At 69.2% G+C, this 20,830-nt stretch carries 16 protein-coding genes and 2 tRNA genes; 6 read left to right on the top strand and 12 right to left on the bottom strand.

The window, feature by feature from the left end:
• Positions 1 to 182: 182 nt before the first annotated feature.
• The 5 genes from CXY01_RS18255 to CXY01_RS21245 all read right to left on the bottom strand — a co-directional run bounded on the left by CXY01_RS18255 (position 183) and on the right by CXY01_RS21245 (position 1,786).
• Positions 183 to 734, bottom strand: a complete 552-nt coding sequence (locus tag CXY01_RS18255) for a hypothetical protein (RefSeq protein ID WP_146930385.1) — start codon at positions 732 to 734, stop codon at positions 183 to 185.
• Positions 735 to 934: 200 nt separating this feature from the next.
• Positions 935 to 1,010, bottom strand: a tRNA-Ala gene (locus tag CXY01_RS18250).
• A 25-nt stretch (positions 1,011 to 1,035) separates the two neighbouring features.
• Positions 1,036 to 1,155, bottom strand: a complete 120-nt coding sequence (locus CXY01_RS21090; RefSeq protein WP_222594589.1) for a DLW-39 family protein — start codon at positions 1,153 to 1,155, stop codon at positions 1,036 to 1,038.
• A 22-nt stretch (positions 1,156 to 1,177) separates the two neighbouring features.
• Positions 1,178 to 1,251, bottom strand: a tRNA-Ile gene (locus CXY01_RS18245).
• Between the two features lie 70 nt (positions 1,252 to 1,321).
• Positions 1,322 to 1,786, bottom strand: a complete 465-nt coding sequence (locus tag CXY01_RS21245) for a DUF3566 domain-containing protein (RefSeq protein WP_246125479.1) — start codon at positions 1,784 to 1,786, stop codon at positions 1,322 to 1,324.
• 175 nt (positions 1,787 to 1,961) lie between these two features.
• On the opposite strand from CXY01_RS21245, the gene CXY01_RS21240 reads away from it, so the two are divergent.
• The gene (locus CXY01_RS21240; protein ID WP_246125478.1) at positions 1,962 to 2,183 is read left to right on the top strand and encodes a hypothetical protein; all 222 of its coding nucleotides are present in this window, start codon (positions 1,962 to 1,964) and stop codon (positions 2,181 to 2,183) included.
• Positions 2,184 to 2,247: 64 nt separating this feature from the next.
• On the opposite strand, the gene gyrA is transcribed toward CXY01_RS21240, so the two are convergent.
• The 7 genes from gyrA to dnaA form a co-directional block, all read right to left on the bottom strand.
• Positions 2,248 to 4,854, bottom strand: coding sequence for a DNA gyrase subunit A (gene gyrA / locus CXY01_RS18235; RefSeq protein ID WP_146930379.1), 2,607 nt, complete (start codon positions 4,852 to 4,854; stop codon positions 2,248 to 2,250).
• A gap of 102 nt (positions 4,855 to 4,956) precedes the next feature.
• Positions 4,957 to 6,993 carry a DNA topoisomerase (ATP-hydrolyzing) subunit B gene (gene gyrB / locus CXY01_RS18230; protein WP_146930376.1) on the bottom strand — a complete coding sequence of 679 codons (2,037 nt, stop codon included), beginning with the start codon at positions 6,991 to 6,993 and terminating at the stop codon, positions 4,957 to 4,959.
• A gap of 182 nt (positions 6,994 to 7,175) precedes the next feature.
• A complete protein-coding gene (locus CXY01_RS18225; protein ID WP_246125477.1) occupies positions 7,176 to 7,736 on the bottom strand; it encodes a DciA family protein in 561 nt (186 codons plus the stop codon).
• Complete coding sequence (recF, locus tag CXY01_RS18220; RefSeq protein WP_146930370.1) at positions 7,726 to 8,907, bottom strand: DNA replication/repair protein RecF; 1,182 nt, start codon at positions 8,905 to 8,907, stop codon at positions 7,726 to 7,728. The genes CXY01_RS18225 and recF overlap by 11 nt, the downstream gene beginning before the upstream one ends.
• 10 nt (positions 8,908 to 8,917) lie before the next feature.
• Entirely contained in the window at positions 8,918 to 9,847 is a 930-nt protein-coding gene (gene gnd / locus CXY01_RS18215; RefSeq protein WP_146930367.1) for a phosphogluconate dehydrogenase (NAD(+)-dependent, decarboxylating), read from the bottom strand.
• A 72-nt stretch (positions 9,848 to 9,919) separates the two neighbouring features.
• Positions 9,920 to 11,050: a DNA polymerase III subunit beta gene (gene dnaN, locus CXY01_RS18210; RefSeq protein WP_146930364.1), complete on the bottom strand. Its 1,131-nt coding sequence runs from the start codon at positions 11,048 to 11,050 to the stop codon at positions 9,920 to 9,922.
• 707 nt (positions 11,051 to 11,757) lie between these two features.
• Positions 11,758 to 13,302: a chromosomal replication initiator protein DnaA gene (gene dnaA / locus CXY01_RS18205; RefSeq protein ID WP_146930361.1), complete on the bottom strand. Its 1,545-nt coding sequence runs from the start codon at positions 13,300 to 13,302 to the stop codon at positions 11,758 to 11,760.
• 490 nt (positions 13,303 to 13,792) lie between these two features.
• On the opposite strand from dnaA, the gene rpmH reads away from it, so the two are divergent.
• Genes rpmH through CXY01_RS18180 form a run of 5 tightly spaced genes read left to right on the top strand, consistent with a single transcriptional unit; the run spans position 13,793 to position 16,293 of the window.
• Positions 13,793 to 13,930: a 50S ribosomal protein L34 gene (gene rpmH / locus CXY01_RS18200; protein ID WP_010849920.1), complete on the top strand. Its 138-nt coding sequence runs from the start codon at positions 13,793 to 13,795 to the stop codon at positions 13,928 to 13,930.
• Between the two features lie 11 nt (positions 13,931 to 13,941).
• Positions 13,942 to 14,307 carry a ribonuclease P protein component gene (rnpA, locus tag CXY01_RS18195; RefSeq protein ID WP_146930358.1) on the top strand — a complete coding sequence of 122 codons (366 nt, stop codon included), beginning with the start codon at positions 13,942 to 13,944 and terminating at the stop codon, positions 14,305 to 14,307.
• 7 nt (positions 14,308 to 14,314) lie between these two features.
• A complete protein-coding gene (yidD, locus tag CXY01_RS18190) occupies positions 14,315 to 14,611 on the top strand; it encodes a membrane protein insertion efficiency factor YidD (RefSeq protein WP_146930355.1) in 297 nt (98 codons plus the stop codon).
• A gap of 21 nt (positions 14,612 to 14,632) precedes the next feature.
• A complete protein-coding gene (yidC, locus tag CXY01_RS18185) occupies positions 14,633 to 15,742 on the top strand; it encodes a membrane protein insertase YidC (protein ID WP_146930350.1) in 1,110 nt (369 codons plus the stop codon).
• Positions 15,743 to 15,777: 35 nt separating this feature from the next.
• Complete coding sequence (locus tag CXY01_RS18180) at positions 15,778 to 16,293, top strand: Jag family protein (RefSeq protein ID WP_146930347.1); 516 nt, start codon at positions 15,778 to 15,780, stop codon at positions 16,291 to 16,293.
• The last annotated feature ends 4,537 nt before the right edge of the window (positions 16,294 to 20,830 follow it).

The following is a 20,830-nucleotide window of genomic DNA, read 5'->3' as shown; positions in this document are numbered from 1 at the left end:
CCCGCCGGGGGCGGAAGGGGCGGAGGGACCGCCCGGGGAGCCGGGCGACTCGACCCGGAACCTGCACCTCCCCTGCTGGTCGACGAAGTCGCAACCCGGCTCGGCCACCGCTCGAGCCGGCGACGTCGCGATGGGCGCGAGCAGGAGGAGCGCCGCACCCGCCAGTGCCGCGACAGCCGCCCTCAGCACGTGCGGCTGGCGTCGGACTGCGCGTCGTCGACGGTCCAGAAGTCGACGTGGTGCTGGACGGTGTAGGTGACGACGACCCGCTGGGGGTAGGACCGGTCGATGTCCGACGACCCGTCGGGCAGGAGGACCTCGCTCGTGGAGTTGTCGAGGCAGGCGTCGAGCAGGACCCGCTCGCCACCAGCACCAGGTGTCCCGGGCTGGAACTCCTTCAGCACGATGCTCTCGACCGTCCCGCGGGAGGTCTGCCGCGCACCCAGGTCGCGGGACTGCTCGAAGAACGACACCAGGTTGGTGCGCAGCTCGCCGCCGACCAGCGTGCTCATCGCGCTCCAGTCGGCGTAACCCGCCTCGGCGATCTCGTCGGAGACCCGCAGGAAGGTGGCCAGCGTCGCCGTCGCTGCCTCGACCGATTCCTGTTGCTCTGCCAGGGCCGGGTCGAGGGTCGGCGTCGGGCTCGCGGTGACCGTCGCCGTCGGCGTGCTGGTCGCCGTCGGTGTGCCAGGGCCGGAACCGCACCCCGCCGCCAGTGCGGCAGCAACCGCCACGGCCGCAGCCGCACGCCATCCACGTCGAGCCCGCACGAGTCCCCCTGCCGTGTACCTGCTGGTCCGACCGAGACCGTATCCCACACGAGGCGGTCGATCTGGGGCTTTTGCGCAGATCCAGGGCGCGATCGGGTAGCGCCTGACGGACGGCACCGTCGCGCGCGCGGGCGGGGGCCGGCGCGGACGCTACGAACCACTCATGGTGGAGCCAAGGGGACTCGAACCCCTAACCCCCTGCTTGCAAAGCAGGTGCGCTACCAATTGCGCCATGGCCCCGTGCCCGCGACCAGCGGGCGGACCGTCACTCGAAGGTGTCGGTGACCTCTGCCCACAGGTCTCGCTCGTCGCGATCCTGCGTGTACTTCTGCCACACGACGAATCCGATGGCGGCCGCAGCCACCAGGAGCAGGAGCTTCTTCATCGGTTCCCCCACGGGTCGGGAGTGGGCCTAACAGGACTTGAACCTGTGACCTCTTCCTTATCAGGGAAGCGCTCTAACCGTCTGAGCTATAGGCCCGTGCACTACGCGCGCCGCAGTGGCGCCGGATGAGACTACCCCAGGGCAGGGGCGCCACCCAAACCGGCGATCACTCGTCCGTCATGGTCACGTGCACGCCGCCGACCAGCGCCGCCACGATGTTGTAGAGGAACGCGCCGATGGTCGCCAGGGCGGTGAGCAGGAAGACGTCGATGACCGCGATGAGCGTCGCGCCCGAGATGATCCGCTGGAACTCGACGTACTGCAGGATGTCGATCCCGCTCTCGGTCCCGGTGATCTGCGTGACCAGGTCGTCCGCCTTGGTGAACACCTGGAGCCCGTTGAGCGTGAACCAGACGACCGCGGCCGCGACGACGATCATCACGCCGATGGCCACCGACAGCAGGAACGACAGCTTCATGACCGACCAGGGGTCGACTCGCGAGATGGCGAGCCGGACCCGGCGGGGCGCACCGTGCGAGCCGACCGTCGGGATGCGTCCCGTGCCCGGCCGCGCACCCGTGAGGTTGTCGGACGAGGTCGCCGTCCGAGGCGCCGCCGGGGTGGTGGTCATGGACGGCTCCTTGGGGCGGGGTCGGGTTGCCGCGGCGATCGCGGCGGACGTGGCGACTCCGGCTCGCTTGAGCCAGACGGTGGCGGTGTCCACCGCCACCATCATCGGGGACGGCGGGTCGTGCTCGTCGGTGGAGGCGGCGACGGGCGTGTCACGATCCTGTGGAGATGTGGCGGTGGCGGTGGTCGTCTCGGGACGATCCGGACGGATCGGCGCCGACGTCCGCGCCGTCGACGTGGAGGTGCGCGTCGGCGTCGCCGTCGGAGGCATCACGCTCGCCGGAACCGTGAACGCGGCCGACCCGTTGGAACCGTTGAGGTTGGGCACCTGCGTCGCGGCGTCCTCGCTGTCGCTCCACGTCGGTCCGGATCCCGTGCGCGGCGCAGAGGTCGTCTGACGACCGGTGGTCGTCGGAGTCGTCGGGCGCTTGCGCGGCGGTATCGAGGGGGGCGTGGAATCGGTCATGCGTCCTCCGCAGACGGGTCTGTGACGGCCTCGGTCTCGGGCACCTCCGCGTCGGCGGGAGCATCCGGGACGTCCGAAACCTGGCCATTCTCAGCGCCCACGGTACCTGCCTCGTCGGCCAGGTGTCGCTCAGTGTTGCGCGCGACCGCGATGATCCGGTCCCCGTTGTCGGGCTTGGCGAAGATGACGCCCTGCGTGGTGCGACCCGTGGCGTTGACCTCCGCGGTGGCGGAACGCACGATCTTCCCGCGCTCCATGATGACGAGGACCTCGTCGTCCGGGTCGACCACGAGTGCGCCGACCAGGTCCCCGTTGGCCTCCGGCAGGTTGGCAACCTTGATGCCCAGACCGCCGCGGCCCTGCTGGCGGTAGTTCTCCACGGTCAGCGCGGTGCGCTTCGCGATCCCGCCCTGCGTCACGGTGAACAGGAACGCGTCCTCGCGCACGACGTCCATGGCCAGGAGCTCGTCGTCCTCCCGGAACTTCATCCCGGTGACACCGGACGTGGCCCGGCCCATGGGCCGCAGCGACTCGTCCGAGGCGGTGAACCGCACCGACTGGCCCTTGCGGGACACCAGGATCAGGTCCTGGTCGGAGTCGACCAGGCGTGCGGAGACCAGCTCGTCGGGCAGCCCGTCCTCGTCCTCGCGCAGGTTGATCGCGATGACGCCGCCGGACCGGTTGGAGTCGTAGTCCGACAACCGGGTCTTCTTGACCAGGCCGCGCTGCGTCGCCAGCACCAGGTACTCGGCCTTGGTGTAGTCGCGGATGTCGAGCACCTGGGCGATCTTCTCGCCCGGCTGGAACGCGAGCAGGTTGGCGACGTGCTGCCCCTTGGCGTCACGGCCGCCCTCCGGCAGCTCGTACGCCTTGGCGCGGTACACGCGGCCCAGGTTGGTGAAGAAGAGCAGCCAGTGGTGGGTCGTCGTGACGAAGAAGTGGTCGACCAGGTCGTCCTCGCGCAGCTGCGCACCGCGCACGCCCTTGCCGCCGCGCCGCTGCGCCCGGTAGTTGTCCGACCGCGTCCGCTTGGCGTAGCCGCCGCGCGTGATGGTGACGACCATCTCCTCCTCGGCGATGAGGTCCTCGACGCTGACCTCGCCGTCGAACGGGAGGATCGTCGTGCGGCGCTCGTCGCCGTACCTGGCGACGATCTCGCCGAGCTCGTCGGACACGATGTCCCGCTGCCGCTGCTCGGACTCGAGGATCGCCCGGTACTCGAGGATCTCCGCCTCGAGCTTGGCGTAGCGCTCGAGGATCTCCTGGCGCTGCAGGGCCGCCAGCCGGCGCAGCTGCAGGTTGAGGATCGCGTTCGCCTGCAGCTCGTCGATGTCGAGCAACGCCATCAGGCCGGCACGGGCCTCGTCCGCGTCGGGCGACCGGCGGATGAGCGCGATGACCTCGTCGAGCGCGTCGAGCGCCTTGAGGTACCCGCGGTAGATGTGGATGTCCGCCTCGGCCTCGCGCAGCTTGAACGCGGTGCGGCGGACGACGACCTCGAGCTGGTGGGTCACCCAGTGCCGCACGAACGCGTCGATGCTCAGCGTGCGGGGGACGTCGTCGACGAGCGCGAGCATGTTCGCGCCGAACGTGTCCTGCAGCTGGGTGTGCTTGTAGAGGTTGTTCAGCACGACCTTCGCGACGGCGTCCCGCTTGAGCACGATCACCAGGCGCTGGCCGGCGCGGCCCGACGTCTCGTCGCGGATGTCCGCGATGCCGGTGACCTTGTTCTCGCGGACCAGGTCCGCGATCTTCTTCGCCAGCGTGTCCGGGTTCACCTGGTACGGCAGCTCGGTGACGACGAGGCAGATGCGGCCCTGGATCTCCTCGACCTCGACGATCGCGCGCATCGTGATGGAGCCACGGCCGGTGCGGTACGCCTCCTCGATGCCCTTGTGGCCCAGGATCGTCGCGCCGGTCGGGAAGTCGGGTCCCTTGATGCGCAGCAGGAGCGCGGCGAGCAGCTCCTCGCGCGACGCGTCGGGGTGGTCCAGGTGCCACTGGACGCCCTCGGCCACCTCGCGCAGGTTGTGCGGCGGGATGTTGGTCGCCATGCCGACCGCGATGCCGGCCGAGCCGTTGACCAGCAGGTTCGGGAACCGCGACGGCAGGACCGCGGGCTCCTGCGTCCGACCGTCGTAGTTGTCCTGGAAGTCGACGGTGTCCTTGTCGATGTCCCGGACCATCTCCATGGACAGCGGCGCCATCTTGCACTCGGTGTACCGGGGGGCGGCGGCCGGGTCGTCGCCGGGGGAGCCGAAGTTCCCCTGGCCGGAGACCAGCGGGTAGCGCAGCGACCAGTCCTGGACCAGGCGGACCAGGGCGTCGTAGATCGCCGTGTCACCGTGCGGGTGGTACTTGCCCATGACGTCGCCGACGACGCGCGAGCACTTCGAGAACTGGCGGTCCGGGCGGTACCCGCCGTCGTACATGGCGTAGAGCACACGGCGGTGCACCGGCTTGAGACCGTCACGGACGTCCGGCAGCGCACGGCCGACGATGACGGACATCGCGTAGTCGAGGTACGAGCGCTGCATCTCGAGCTGCAGGTCGACCTGGTCGATGCGGCCGTGCTCGATCTCGTTGCCGGTGGTCTCGCTCAACGTTGTTCCTTACGTCGGTGCTTGCTCGTGGTCCGTGGTGCGAGGCGGTTCAGATGACTGCGTTCTCTGTCGACATCTTCCGGGGCTCGCTGCGCTCACTCCTCAGATGTCGAGGAAGCGCACGTCCTTCGCGTTGCGCTGGATGAACGAGCGGCGGGACTCGACGTCCTCGCCCATGAGGATGGAGAAGATCTCGTCGGCCGCCGCGGCCTCGTCGAGCGTGACCTGCAGGAGCGTGCGGTGCTCGGGCGACATGGTCGTCTCCCACAGCTCCTGGTAGTCCATCTCGCCCAGACCCTTGTACCGCTGGATCGCGTTGTCCTTCGGCAGCCGCTTGCCGTTGGCCTGGCCGTCGGCGACCACGGCGTCGCGCTCCCGGTCCGTGTAGACGTAGTCGTGGTCGGCGTTCGCCCACTTGACCCGGTACAGCGGCGGCTGCGCGATGTACACGTGGCCGTGCGTGATGAGGTTCGGCATGTACCGGAACAGGAGCGTCAGCAGCAGGGTCCGGATGTGCTGACCGTCGACGTCGGCGTCGGCCATGATCACGATCTTGTGGTACCGCAGCTTCTCGAGGTCGAAGTCCTCGCCGATGCCCGTCCCGAAGGCCGTGATCAGCGCCTGGACCTCCTGGTTGCCCAGCGCTCGGTCCAGCCGCGCGCGCTCGACGTTGAGGATCTTCCCGCGGATCGGCAGGATCGCCTGCGTGCGCGGGTTGCGCCCGCGGACCGCGGAGCCGCCGGCCGAGTCACCCTCGACGATGAAGACCTCGCACTCCTCGGCGCGGCTCGACTGGCAGTCCCGGAGCTTGCCCGGCATGCCGCCCGACTCGAGCAGACCCTTGCGGCGCGTGGCCTCCCGGGCCTTGCGTGCTGCCATGCGGGCGGCCGCGGCCTGGATCGACTTGCGGATGACGTCCCGTGCCTCGTTCGGGTGCGAGTCCAGCCAGTCGCCGAGCTGCTCGTTCACCACGCGCTGCACGAACGTCTTGGCCTCGGTGTTGCCCAGCTTCGTCTTGGTCTGGCCCTCGAACTGCGGCTCGCCCAGCTTGATGGAGATGACCGCGGTGAGCCCCTCACGGATGTCGTCGCCCGTGAGGTTCTCGTCCTTCTCCTTGAGGATGCCCTTGTCGCGCGCGTAGCGGTTGATCAGGGACGTCATCGCGGCGCGGAAGCCCTCTTCGTGCGTGCCGCCCTCGGTGGTGGAGATCGTGTTCGCGTACGTGTGCACCGACTCGGAGTAAGCGTTGGTCCACTGCATGGCGATCTCGACGGCGATCCGACGCTCGGTGTCCTCGGACTCGAAGTCGATGATCTCCGGGTGGACGACCTCCACCTTCTTGGCACTGTTGAGGTGCTTGACGTAGTCGACCAGCCCGTCGTCGTACTTGTACGTGACGTTGCGCGACGTCGGTGCGGCATCCTCGTCGCCCGCGACCTCGTCCCCGGTGCCCACGTGCTCCGGGCGCTCGTCGGTCAGCGAGATCTGCAGGCCCTTGTTGAGGAACGCGTACTGCTGGAAGCGCGCACGCAAGGTCTCGAAGTCGTACTCGGTGGTCTCGAAGATCGCGGGATCGGCCCAGAAGGTCTGCGAGGTCCCGGTCTCGTCGGTGGGCTCACCCTTCTGCAGCTCGCCCAGCGGCTTGCCGCCGTCGGAGAAGTTCTGCTGCCACGTGAAGCCGTCGCGCTTGACCACCGTCTCCACGCGCGTGGACAGCGCGTTCACCACGGAGATGCCGACACCGTGCAGACCGCCGGAGACCGCGTAGCCCGCGCCGCCGAACTTGCCGCCGGCGTGCAGGATCGTCATGACGACCTCGACCGTCGGGCGGCCCTCGGTCGGGTGGATGGCCACCGGGATGCCGCGGCCGTTGTCGACCACGCGCACGCCGCCGTCGGGCAGCAGCGTGACCTCGACGTGGTCGCAGTAGCCGGCCAGCGCCTCGTCCACGGAGTTGTCGACGACCTCGGACACCAGGTGGTGCAGGCCGCGCTCACCGGTCGAGCCGATGTACATGCCCGGTCGCTTGCGCACGGCTTCGAGGCCCTCGAGCACCGTGATCGCGCTGGCGTCGTACCCGCCGTTGCCGTCCTTGGTGGTCGTCGTCGTGCTGGACGGGGACGTGCTCTGCTCGGCCACGGGCGGTGGTGCTCCTCAAGCTCTCACACGCGACGGAGGGCGCCGATCGAGGTTCGCCGGATCGGATCACTCCATGACGCTGGAGTTCTGGTCTGGAAGGCGGCACAGATGCGCCAGGAATGACCTTTGTAGTCTACCTGGTGGAGCAGCCAGAACCGTGTTACCCGCGGCTTCGTCCTCCATCAGCGGAACGTGTCGCGCTCGCCCCGCCCCTGGACACGCTTCGGACCCGTCCTGAACCGAGGCCCGCCGGGGTTCAGCACGGTGATCTCCACGACGACACCGTCGCCGAGGTCCGCCGCGAACCGCCCCAGCATCGCCGGCGTCAGGAACTTCAGCTGGGTCGCCCAGGACGTCGAGTGCGCCCGCAGCGTGAGCGCCCCGCCCTCGAACGACACGTACTCGCAGTGCTCCGCCACCTGCGGGCCGACGAGCTCCGACCACCGGTGCTTCAGCACGCCGGCCACCTGGTCCGACGGTCCACCGAGCTGGTCCAGCAGCCCGCTGACCGTCGAGCCGACGAGCTGGGGGTCGCGTGCGCCCGGCCCGGCCGTCCCCACCTGCACCGGGACCAGCGGCCGGCGACGCGCGGGGTCGCCCGGCCGGTACCCCCGCTGCGCGGCCGCGGCCTTCGCGCGGCCCAGCGCACCGAGCGCCACCTGGCGCGGCGGGGTCAGGTCGACCAGGTCCCGCAGCGGGGTGTCCGTCGCCCTGGGCTGCGGGAACAGCTCCTCAGAGGACACGGGCCACCTCGCCGCCCATGACATCGACCCGTGCACCGGCCAGCGGCGCCGGCACGTCGTCGGCCACCGCCGCCGTGATGAGGACCTGCCGGGCGGGCGCGACGAGCTCCGCGAGCCGGTCACGACGACGCGCGTCGAGCTCCGCGAACACGTCGTCGAGGATCAGCACGGGCTCACCGTCCGGCCCCCAGTCACCGCCCGCGATCTCGTCGCCACGCGTCAGCAGCTCGTAGGAGGCCAGCCGCAGCGCCAGCGCGAACGACCACGACTCCCCGTGACTCGCGTACCCCTTGGCCGGCAACCCGCCGAGCGTGAGCACCAGGTCGTCCCGGTGCGGCCCGACGAGGCTCACGCCGCGCTCGATCTCCTTGCTGCGGAGCCGGCCCATCGCCTCGAGCAGCTGCGCCTCGACCAGCTCGACGCCGGCCGTCTCGTCGTCGATCTCGAGCACCGCGTCCAGGGACGCCTTGTACGTCACGATCGCGTCGCCCTGACCGGCACTGACCTGCGCATACGCCTTCTCGACGTGCGGTGCCAGCGCCCTGACCAGGCCGCGCCGGGCGACGATGATCTGCGCGCCGGTCTGCGCCAGCTTGGCGTCCCAGACGTCCAGCGTGCGCAGGTCCGCACCGGCTCCCCGGCGTGCCACCGCCGCCGACTTCAGCAGCGCCGACCGTTGCCGCAGCACCCGGTCGTAGTCGGCCACCGTCCCGGCGACCCTCGGCGTCAGCTGCACCAGCAGGTCGTCCAGGAAGCGCCGGCGGCCGTCCGGGTCGCCCTTGACCAACGACAGGTCCTCCGGTGCGAACAGCACCGTGCGCAGGATGCCGAGCACGTCGCGCGCCCGGGTGGGCGAGCCGCCGTTCACCCGCGCGCGGTTCGCCTTGCCCGGCGTGACCTCGATCTCGACCAGCGTGGAGCGCGGGCGTCCGGGCTCCAGCTCGCGGACCACCTTGGCTCGGACCACCGCACGGGACGTCCCCGCACGCACCAGCGCCGCGTCCGTCGGGACCCGGTGGCTGCCGAGCGTCGCGACGTAGCCCATCGCCTCGACCAGGTTCGTCTTGCCCTGCCCGTTGGGGCCGACGAGCGCGGTGATCCCCGGGTCCAACGGCAGCTCGACCTGCGCGTACGAGCGGAAGTCGGTCAGGGAGAGGTGGGCGACGTACATCTGTCCCCGGCTACAGCGACTGCGAGGGCGGCGTACCGGTGACCGGCCCCGTGGTGCCCGCCGGCTTCACCGCGTGCCCGCCGAACTGCTGACGCAGCGCCGCGACGGCCTTCATCGCCGGGCTCTCCTCCTGGCGGGACGCGAAGCGCGCGAACAGGGACGCCGAGATGACCGGAGCCGGGACCGCGAGGTCGATCGCCTCGTCGACCGTCCAGCGACCCTCGCCGGAGTCCTCGACCCAGTCGTCGATCTCCCCGAGGCCCGGGTCCTGCTCGAGGGCCTTGACCAGCAGCTCGAGCAGCCAGGACCGCACGACGGTGCCCCGCTGCCACGCCCGCATGGTCCCGTGCACGTCCGTGACCAGGTCCTTCGCGGCCAGCAGCTCGTAGCCCTCGGCGTACGCCTGCATCAGCCCGTACTCGATGCCGTTGTGGACCATCTTGGCGAAGTGGCCGGCACCCACCGTCCCGGCGTGCACGAAGCCCTCGTCCCGCGGGCCCTCCGGACGCAGCGCGTCGAACACCGGCATGACCTTGGCGACGACGTCCGGGTCCCCGCCGACCATGAGGCCGTACCCGTTCTCGAGCCCCCAGACGCCGCCCGAGACACCGGCGTCGAGGAAGTCGACACCCGTCCGCGCAAGGACGTCGGCGTGCTTCTGGTCGTCCTGGTAGTACGAGTTGCCGCCGTCGATGAGGATGTCGCCCGCGGTCAGCAGGCCGGCGAGGTCGTTGACGACGCTGTCCGTGATGACGCCCGACGGCACCATCACCCAGACGACGCGCTCACCCGCGGGAAGCGCCTCGACCAGCGCCTCGAGCGAGGGGACGTCCGTGACGTCCGGGTTCCTGTCGTACCCCGTGACCTCGATGCCCGCCGCGCGGATGCGGGTGCGCATGTTCGCACCCATCTTGCCCAGACCCACCAGACCGATGTGCATGCTTGTGCCCTCTCTCGGTGCCTGTCGCCCGTCTCACTGTGCCGCAAGAAGGCGCGGCTCGCCGCGCGCCGGTCAGCTGGCGAAGCGGATGGGGACCAGCAGGTACCGGTACTCCGGGTTGTCCTCGCCCTCGAGCGACTCCTGGCCCGTGAACTCCACCGGCTTGTTCGGGTGCGTGAACGACAGCCGCACGAACGTCGTGCTCAGCGCACCGAGGCCGTCCAGCAGGAACTGCGGGTTGAAGGCCACGGAGATGTCGTCCCCGACGAGGGTCGCCTCCAGGGCCTCGGACGCCTGCGCGTCGTCGCCCTGGCCGGCGTCGAGCACGACCTGCCCCTCGCTGAACGAGAGCCGGATCGGGGTGTTGCGCTCGGCGACGAGGCTCACGCGCTTGGCGGCGTCCGCCAGGGCGTGCGTGCTGACGACGGCGTGGATGGGGGTCTCATCCGGGAAGAGCCGTCGCACGGCGGGGTAGTCGCCGTCCACCAGGAGGCTCGTGGTCTGCCGGCCGGCCGCCTCGAACCCGATCATGTCGACGCCGGAACCGGTGGACAGCGCCACCGTGACGGACCCGGCGCTGCCGAGCGACTTCGCCGCGTCGGACAGGGTCCGGGCACGGACCAGGGCGACCGTCGAGATGTCCGGCGAGGACGGCTTCCATGTCAGCTCGCGCAGCGCGAGGCGGTAGCGGTCCGTGGCCAGCAGCGTGACCTTCTCGCCCTCGATCTCGACCCGCACGCCTGTGAGCAGCGGCAACGTGTCGTCCCGGCTGGCGGCGACCGACACCTGGGCGACCGCGTGGGTGAGCTCGTCGCCGTCGACCGTCCCCGTGGTCGGAGGCATGACCGGAAGGTTCGGGTAGTCCTCGACCGGCATCGTCAGGAGCGTGAAGCGGCTCGCACCGCAGGTCACGACGACCTTGGTGCCGTCGAGCACGACGTCGACGGGCTTGTCCGGCAGGGCGCGGGAGATCTCCGCGAGCAGGCGGCCCGAGACCAGGACGGTGCCGGCCTCGCTCACGTCGGCGGGGATCTGCGACCGTGCGGAGACCTCGTAGTCGAAGCTCGAGAGCTGGACCGTGCCCGTGGTGTCGGCCTCGAGGCGCACACCCGCCAGGACAGGGACCGGCGGCCGAGTGGGCAGGCTGCGCGCCGTCCACGTGACGGCGTCCGCGAGAACGTCACGGTCGACCCGGAACCTCATACCTCACCTCTCGTCGAGCTGGCCTGCCGGCTGCCGTCACGGGTTCGTGCGAGGTCCAGGCAGGCAGGCGTCAGGCGAACACTACGCGAGTGGTCCGACGCTCGGTACGGGCAGGGGGATGACAACCACAGCCGTGTCGTTCGTCGTGGCCCGTGGGTCGGCCCGGGTCCTCTGGCGGTGTGTGGATCCCCCACCTAGAGAAGTGTCATCGTCGTCATCGGTCCTGTGCACTGTGTGGATCGTCGGCGTCGGTGCAGGTCACGCCGCGATCTGCCTGTGCACCCGGGGTGTGGGCGGATCCGGACGCCCGGTGGACGACCGTGGACGGCCGGCGACGGGCACGTCTGCGTCCACCGGTCGCCGGTGTGCCGTCCACACGTCGATGGCGTGTCATCCACCGTCGTCCACAGGTGAGTACACAGGTGTGGAGATTCGTCCCATGCATGTCTCATCCGGAGGGTGAAGGTTCGAGTCAAGGGACTCATATCGTTTCGACGGTGAGAGTTGTCTCATCCCGTGACGCCCGCGATGACCGTTTGTGAACGTGCACATTGGTCCCCTGATGTCCGTTTGATGGCGTATCCGCAGGTCGGGTCGCTACCTGAGGTCGGCAGCAACGGGCGATGCGCCGAATGGGTGAACCGCGTCACAAGTGTCCCCAGGTACCTGTGGACAACTGTGGATAACTGAGGCTGGCTCAGCCCGGATCAGCCTCTGTTCTGCTGCTTGATCCGGTTCGTCAGCTCGGTGACCTGGTTGTAGATCGACCGACGCTCCGCCATCAGCTCACGGATCTTGCGGTTCGCGTGCATGACCGTCGTGTGGTCGCGGCCGCCGAACGCCTGCCCGATCTTGGGCAGGGACAGGTCCGTCAGCTCGCGGCACAGGTACATGGCGATCTGCCGTGCCGTGACGAGCACACGCGAGCGGCTCGACCCGCACAGGTCGTCGATGCTGAGCCCGAAGTACGCGGCCGTCTGGCCGATCACCTGCGTCGCGGTGATCTCCGTCGTCTGGTCGTCGGTGATGAGGTCCTTGAGGACGATCTCCGCGAGCGACAGGTCGACCTGCTGGCGGTTCAGGTTGGCGAACGCGGTGACCCGGATCAGCGCACCCTCGAGCTCGCGGATGTTCGTCGAGATCTTGCTCGCGATGTACTCGAGCACGTCTGGTGGCGCCTGCAGCCGCTCGCTGCCCGCCTTCTTGCGCAGGATGGCGATGCGGGTCTCGAGGTCGGGCGGCTGGACGTCGGTGATCAGCCCCCACTCGAAGCGCGACCTCATCCGGTCCTCGAAGCCGTTCAGCTGCTTGGGCGGCAGGTCGGACGTGATCACGACCTGCTTGTTCGCGTTGTGCAGGGTGTTGAACGTGTGGAAGAACTCCTCCATCGTCTGTTCCTTGCCCTGCAGGAACTGGATGTCGTCGATGAGGAGCACGTCGACCTCGCGGTAGCGCCGCTGGAACGCGCCGGCCTTGCCCTCGCTGATCGAGTTGATGAAGTCGTTGGTGAACTCCTCCGAGTTCACGTACCGCACCCGCACGCTCGGGTAGAGGTTCTGCGCGTAGTGCCCGATCGCGTGCAGGAGGTGCGTCTTGCCCAGCCCGGAGTCGCCGTAGATGAACAGCGGGTTGTAGGCCTTCGCCGGCGCCTCGGCCACCGCGACGGCGGCGGCGTGCGCGAAGCGGTTCGAGCTCCCGATGACGAACGTCTCGAAGAGGTACTTCGGGTTCAGTCGGGCAGGCTCCGCAGGCATGCGCCGGTTCGCCGGCGGGGGACGGTCGTCGTTGCGGCCGCCGTACCGGCGCTCACGGACCTGGTCGTCGCGGTCGTCCTCCCCGTCGTCCGACACCAGCGACAGGTCGGGACGGGCCTCCCGGCGAGCGTCGGCCTCGTCGGCCTCCCGCTCGTCGCGCGACTGGCTGTACGGCTCGTGCCGCTGGTCCCCGTTGGAGCCGACGACGCGCAGCGCCGGTGGGGCGTCCTCGGCCAGGTCCGGGTCGACCGTGATGGCGAACCGCGCCTCGCGGTCGAGGGCCGAGCTCAGGGCCGCGGTGACCTCACCGCGGACGCGCGACTCGAGGTAGTCCTTGGTGAGGTCGTTGCCGACAGCCAGCAGGAGCGTGCCGTCGAGGAGCCCCAGCGGCCGCGCGAGCCTGACGAAGGCGATCTGGCGGGGTGTGATGTCCGGACTCGACTCCAGGGTCGACACCACGTGACCCCAGACCCGGGAGAGCTCTTCGTCCTGTGACACGTGCTACCTCAGCTGTTCGATCGCGTGGGTGGTCGAGTCTCGCACGACCGGCGTTGTCCACACACTTGTCCACACCTGTGAGCAGTTGGTCACGGCGATGTCATAGGTGCTCAGACACGATGAGGACGGCCTGTCGGGCGCCGTTCTGGAGCTGCTCGTCGTCGCACCCGGCAGCCGTCCACGACGTCGTGGTCCACAGGCTGCGTGCCCCCGGCGACGATGACCGATGCTAGTGGCCGCGGGCTGGCCCGGGGAGGGCCTTGCGGGGTGACGTCGACGACCCACGTGAGAGGATCGTCCCGGCGAGTCGCGCGCATTTGACCGGCCAGTACGGCGGGAAGTACGGTATTGCAGCCTTCTCGATGGCCCCTGCTGGCGCGCCCTGACGCCGCACGCACGCGATGCGTGTCCTGGGAGCAGTTCGATCTCGGCAGCCTGAACCTGGTCGCGCGGCACATGCGAGACCCACCCGATGTACTTGGAGACTCTCGTGAGCAAGCGCACCTTCCAGCCGAACAACCGGCGCCGGGCCAAGACCCACGGCTTCCGTCTGCGTATGCGTACCCGCGCCGGCCGCGCGATCCTGGCGGCTCGCCGTCGCAAGGGCCGCGCGGAGCTCTCGGCCTGACACCACCGTCGGTGCTGTCCGCTGCGCACCGCATGCGCCGCGCTGCCGACTTCGAGCAGGCGGTGCGCCGAGGCGCGCGCGGCGGACGGGACACCCTCGTGGTGCATCTGACGACCAGGACCGATCACTCGCCCTCCGGGCCGGTGGTCGGTCTTGTCGTGTCCAAGGCGGTCGGGACCGCGGTGACGCGGAACCTGGTGAAGCGTCGTCTGCGCGAGCTGGTCCGTGCTCGGCTGGCATCGATGCCCGCTGACGCCGGCATCGTCGTCCGCGCCCTGCCGCCTGCCGCCACCCGGCCGTTCGCCCTCCTGGGCGCGGACCTCGACGCGGCGCTCGAGACAGCGGCACGGCGGTCTCGACGACGGACCGAGGCGTAGTCATCCCATGACTACTCATCCCGTCGTCCACGCGATAGTCCGTGCTCCAGGCCGGCTCCTGCTCCTCCTGCTCCGGGGGTACCAGCGGTTCATCTCGCCGCTGACACCACCGACCTGCAAGTTCTACCCGTCCTGCTCGCAGTACGCCGTCATCGCGGTGCAGCGCCACGGCGCGATCCGCGGGACAGGGCTCGCCGTCTGGCGGGTGCTCCGCTGCAACCCCTGGAACCTGGGTGGCGTGGACGACGTTCCACCAGCACGTCCCGTCCATCACCATCACGACGTGGCCCCGTCCACACACTGACCCCCCGAGGAGTTCTGCCCGATGGACTGGTTCGACGGTCTGCTCAAACCGATCATGGTCGTCGTGGCCTGGATCATGGTCCAGTTCCACTCGCTGTTCACCGCGATCGGCCTCGACCCCGCTGGGGGCGCCGCCTGGTCGCTGTCCATCGTGGGCCTCGTGATCGTCATCCGGATCCTGCTGATCCCGCTCTTCTTCCGGCAGATCAAGGCGTCGCGCGGCATGCAGCTGCTGGCACCCGAGATGCAGGCGATCCAGAAGAAGTACAAGGGCAAGACGGACCCCGCGTCCCGCGAGGCGATGAGCCGCGAGACGATGGCGCTCTACCGCGAGCACGGCACCAACCCGTTCGCATCGTGCCTGCCGATCCTCCTGCAGTCCCCCATCTTCTTCGCGCTGTTCCGAGTGCTCATCGAGCTGCCGCGCATCGCGAACGGCAGCTACCCGCAGATCGGCCCGCTGACCCCGGAGCTCGCCGAGCAGGCCGAGAACGCCACCATCTTCGGTGCCCCGCTCTCCGGCACGTTCATGCGGGCCGACGGCAACTGGCACATCCAGGTGGTCACGGTCGTCCTGATCATCGCGATGTCGGCCACCACCTTCCTCACGCAGCGTCAGCTGACCATGAAGAACATGCCGCCGGCCGCACTCCAGGGCCCGATGGCTCAGCAGCAGAAGGTGCTGCTCTACGTGCTGCCGCTGATCTTCGCGTTCTCCGGCGTCAACTTCCCCATCGGTGTCCTCATCTACTGGACCACCACCAACCTGTGGTCGATGGGCCAGCAGTTCTACACGATCCGTCGCATGCCGGCCCCCGGCTCCCAGGCGGAGATCGCCATGAAGGAGCGCAAGGCGAAGAAGGCCAAGGCGCACGGTGTCATCGAGGAAGACGCCGCTGCCCCGGTGATCATCGAGGAGAAGCCGCGCGGACAGCGCGAGCAGCCGAAGCGCAAGGACCGCAACAAGCCGCGGCCCGTGATCGAGGAGATCCAGGACAAGCCGGCCGCTCCTAAGCCGGCCACTCCGAGGCCGGCATCGTCGAAGCCAGGCTCTCCCAAGCCGGCCGCTCCCAAGGACGGCGACGGACCCGGTACACCTGCGCCCGGCAAGCCCACCAAGCCAAAGAAGTAGCGCACCCGCGCGACGTTGATCGGAGAGAGAACTCCATGACCTCGACCCAGCCCGACGCCGAATCCGTCGAGAGCACCAGCACGAAGCGCCTCGAGGAAGAGGGCGAGATCGCAGCCGACTACCTCGAGGAGCTGCTCGACATCGCGGACCTCGACGGTGACATCGACATCGACATCGACCACGGCAGAGCCGCCGTGGAGATCGTCTCCGAGGACCCGGCCGACCGGTCGCTCTCGCGCCTGGCCGGCCCCGACGGGGAGGTCCTCGACGCCCTCCAGGAGCTGACCCGTCTCGCCGTCCAGGCCAAGACCGGTGAGCGCAGCCGTCTCATGCTCGATGTCGCCGGATACCGCTCCGCGCGCCGGGCGGAGCTGGTCGCCGTGGCCGAAGAGGCCATCGCACGCGTCAAGGAGTCTGGCGAGGCCGTCGCCCTCGATGCCATGAACCCCTTCGAGCGCAAGGTTGTCCACGACGCCGTCGCCTCTGCGGGGATGTCGAGCGACTCCGACGGCGTCGAGCCGAACCGCCACGTGGTGATTCGACCCGCATGATGCGTGTTCCTGCACGGAAATGAAGGGGTGGGCCTGCGGGCCCGCCCCTTCGTCGTTTCCCCGTGTGCCGGGCCGCTCCTCGGCAGGCGCCTCTCCGCTCAGCTGCCGATGTGGAGCGCTCGCTGGTTCCACGTGAAACATCCGGGGTGCGCGGGGGTCACGTGCGACGACGTTCAATGTGAGTCGTGCCGCCCGCCCCAGCAGCCGTCGCCGCATGACTCAGCGGACGTGAATGTGCCGTCTTGATGAGGTCCTTCGCTGTCAGCCCTGGAGCGCTGGCCATGGTGACAACTCGGCACGCTCTCGTGCCCGTCCGCCCTGCGCGAGTAGCGGGGATTCAGTGGGGACCCACCGGCTTCGCACAGGCACGGATCGGGCGGCGCATCGTCGTCGTCGCCGACGCGGAGCGCGCGTTCCAACCCCCGCCTCATCGTCGGTCGCAGCATCGTCTGGGCGCTGCAGGGTGGTCGGTGCCGGTGGTGGCCCGGCTGACAGGTCTTCACCGACAGGGACGGGGAGCTGCCGTGGAACGGGTGGACTCGCTGGTAGGAGTTCGAACACCCTGTTCGGTGTGCACGGCGCCTCGTGTCCTCCGTGCGACGTATGCGCCGACCGGGGTGTCGATGTAGTCGAACCGGGCTGAGCTCTGTGGACGGGAGAGTGGCGTCCTCATGGCCGTGTGCTCGCGCGTAGCGCGCCGGTGCTTGTCGTCGCCCGGGACCCCACGTGTCAGCTGCCCGCTCGGATCGCGGGGGCAGGATCGTTCCACGTGAAACACACTGGAACGGGTCGATGGCACGGCGGTGCGTTCGGATGCAGCGATGTGCTGTCGTGGGGGACGCAAAGAGCGTCGGACAGCAGGTGGTGGCCGGCGCGTGGCGGAGGCGGAGAGAGCAGCAAGCACACCCGGCGGAGTAGACACAGGGGTGAGGTACCCGTCTCGGCGGGACGCGCGCGTCCGGAACTACTTGAGTGCCCAGGAGCGTCGACGGCGATGCGATCAGCGAAAGGAAGCCTCCGCGTCGCGCATCCGGAACACGATCTGTCCCGTGCAGGGTCGTTTACGGCGAGGGTCGCAGTCCTGCCGGAGGATCATCACCGCACGGTGACGATGCGTCAGCTGAAGAACCTCATCGGTCCACCTCCAGCCGCCGAGGCGTCCACGCCCGGTCAGCAGCCGGGCTTCGCTGTTTCACGTGGAACCATGACAGGGACGTCCTCGAACCGGGGATCGACGGCACACGCGCCGCCGTGCCGATTGTCCAAGGTGTAGCCGTGCACGACGCGGTCGAGGCCAATCCTCTTCCGAGCTCTCCACCCGCCTCAGTTGCCGTGTTTCACGTGAAACGCGACCGACCGATCGTTCTATCGACGCATCGGGGCGATCCACTTCGATGCTCTGGAACAGTGCTGGTTGGGAGGAGACCAGTCGTGCTGTGACGAGCCGTGGCTCTCGCGGGAGGCCGTGGATGGTAGGTCGATCCGTCGCTTGCGGATCGAGCGCTTCGCGAGATGGCCCGTAGCCGTTCATGCAGACGGCCAATCGGACACTGAGCCGTGTGGCCGAACGCCTGCGGCTCACGACTTAGAGCCGGAACCTGGCAAGGTTGACGCCCACGATCTGGAACGAGGATCGCGCTTCGCGCGACTGACATCAGAGACGCATCCGATGGTGCGCCGGGCATCATCCCCCGCTTCGGGACCAGGACGGACGTGCTCCGCGGAGGCCGCCTCCCCGAGGGCCAAGACAACGTGGGAGCTGGCCCTCGTTCCGTCCAACCGGAGTGGTTCGGGGCGTCGCAGCGCCGCGGCGGCATCGCGCTGGGCTCGGGGCGGGGGTTGGAAGCGATCTGACGTGCCGCCCGGTTCCACGTGAAACATCGCAGTTCTGCTGGTCCACTCACCCAGGCACCAGGCACCAGGCACCAGGCACCAGGCACCAGGCACCAGGCACCAGGCACCAAGCACCAGGCATCAGGCATCAGGCATCAGGCGTGTGGCGTGATGTGTGTGGTGTGAGGCGTTGGGCGTCAGGCCTCAGGCCTCAGGCGTCAGGCGTCAGGCATCCAGGTATACCGGTGTCGCAGCGCTACCAGTGCCACGGGAAATGTCGCCGCTGCGATGCCTTCTTTCGAGTCTGCATCCCCCTGAAGCGCACCGTGCCGCTGGCCAGTTGAACACGGGAGGCGCGTGCAAGACGCTCGGACGGCGCGGGCGGTCATTGAACTGCTGGTGGAGTGGGGAAGTGCCGCGCGGGGCGTCGACGCTGCGCGACACCATCCCGTCCTCGTCCTCGCCCTGGTACTCGGCCGCGCGTTGCACGAACCACCGACAAGGTTCCGGAGCGCCTGCCACCCGCGACCATTGTGCACGCAGGACGTGGCGACCAGCCTTGAGCGCAACGTGGGCTGAGAACTACTCGACGCCGGCCGCGGAGCCCGTTGGCGGTCCGGCGTCCACCTACTGGAACGTGAGAGCTGCTCCAGGTCACCCGCTGCACGAGCCTGACGGCGCACAGCTCGGGCGTCCAACTCTTGGCCTGAACTGACCTACCCAGGGAGTGGGCCAGCAGAATGCTCCCGGATTGCCGTTTCACGTGAAACGAACGCGGACCTGCCCTCCACCGACGCCCTGATCATCGCGGGACGTAGCCCTGGAAATGACGCTGAGTCTCTGTCGAGGCCCGCCAGGCGCAACTCGCGGGTGTCGAGAGACCTGCGCACGCGGACGTCGCCGGGTGGCCGTCAGATTGTCGTAGCGCCGGGAAGCCGCCGTCTGCCGGCTTGCCCTGAAGCCGGAACGCTGCCGTCGGCCGGGAGGGTGTTCGCGCTGAGCGCCCCGCCGCACTGGGCGCCTGCCGTCAGAGAGCATCTCGCCCGAACCCGGAACGCTGCCGCCCGATGGGAAGTGTCCCGTGCCGGGCGGCTGCCGTGCCGGGCGGCCGCCATCAGCCGGTCTCCTGGCGCGAAGCCAGAACGCTACCGTCCGCCGGAAGAGTCTCCTCATGCCGGGCGGCCGCCGCTGCCGAGCCATGCGCGCCCGTCGATCGCAAGGACCGAGGCCTCGTCGACGCGACGGACGGCTGGCGGGCTGTCAGCCATCGCTGGTCAGCGTGTGGCCTGTCGCGAAGCTGGCGATAGTCGCGTCCTCGTACGGACCGCTGCGACGTGGGCCGGCCGGTGTCGCTGGGCTGTCTGTCGCCGTCATACAGGGGCGGCGCTGGGGAGCCGACCGCTGCCCCTGAGACCGGCGCTGGGGAGCCGACCGTTGCCGCCTGAGCCCGGCCTTTGCCCTTGAGCCGGAATTCGCGCGAGGTGCGGGCTACCGACATCCCGACGTCAGGCGACTGACCAGCCTGTCCTCTCGGGCAATGGGATGCCAACCTCCAAGCGCCGCGACCACCTTCCCACCGTGGCGACGGGCGTAACGACCGGTGAGGTGATCGCTGCCGCTGAGCCGGACATCAGGCGATGACCCGGACCGGTATCGCTGTTTCGGGCCATACCGCCTGAGCCGGGCCGGTGCCGCGGAGTCATGCCATTGCGGCGGAGCCGGGCGAGTGCCGCCGAGCCGGGGCGAGTGCCGCCGAGCCGGCGAGTGCCGCCGAGCCGGCGAGTGCCGCTGAGCCGGGGCGAGTGACGCTGAGCCGGAACCGCTAGGGGAAGCGAGTATCTTCCGTCCCGTTCCTGCTCCATGCGCACTGCGCGCTCGCTCGAGGGGGAGCCGAGCCCAGCATCGCGGACACGTGGAGCTGGTGAGTACGCGGTCACCGCGAGGTGCCTGCGCTGCGGGCTACGCCGATCGTCGTTCCACGTGAAACAACTTGCTGAGTGGCCCGCCCGAACTCGTCATCGGAGAGTGCACCATTCGCCCTTCCACACCGAAGCGGGGCCACCGCCAAGACGGATCTCATTTCGCGATGGTCCCGGGCGTGCCGGCCCAGGACAGCATCGACACGCACAGGCGCACGTCGCTCGTGGAGCCGGGGATGGGGGATCCCCTGCGCGCAGGCTTGCAGGACAACTTCCACGCGATCGGCTCACCCTGCGATGCGCGGGCGTAGCTAGCGCCCTCCGCACCGGCTGGACCCGTTGGGGGACCGTAGGTGGGAAGCGTCGAGCTAGCCGACGCGATCTCTGCTCCCGGCAGGGGCACCAGTCGACCGCAGACGGAGCCGCGCGCTTGTCTCTCCGGGGCGAGGTCCCGGAGCGACTGTTATGTCGAAGAGATGCGCACCCCCGGCGGGGACACGTTGTCAGGTACGGGTTCACGCGAGGGCTCATGCCGCCCGATGGGCCTCCGCAGTTCCAATGGTGCGGTGTTACTGGGTTCTGCGACTGGCGGGCAGGAATCGGCGTCGGCTAGTGCATGCAGAGAGTCGAGCGCGCAATGAGGCGTCGTATGCGGGCGCGCCTGAGGTGGTGTCAGGGGACCGCTGTGTCGAGAACGTGGGCAGGCGAGGACCGCTCCGATTGTTGGTGAACTCAGCCACCAGGGAACAGGGCGGATCAGGGCGGATCAGGGCGGTGCCGCAGCG

It is taken from the genome of Cellulomonas xylanilytica (assembly GCF_007989805.1).
Taxonomy (GTDB): domain Bacteria; phylum Actinomycetota; class Actinomycetes; order Actinomycetales; family Cellulomonadaceae; genus Cellulomonas; species Cellulomonas xylanilytica.
The sequence above is the reverse complement of the archived record's forward strand: the minus strand, read 5'-3'. Positions and strand labels throughout refer to the sequence as shown.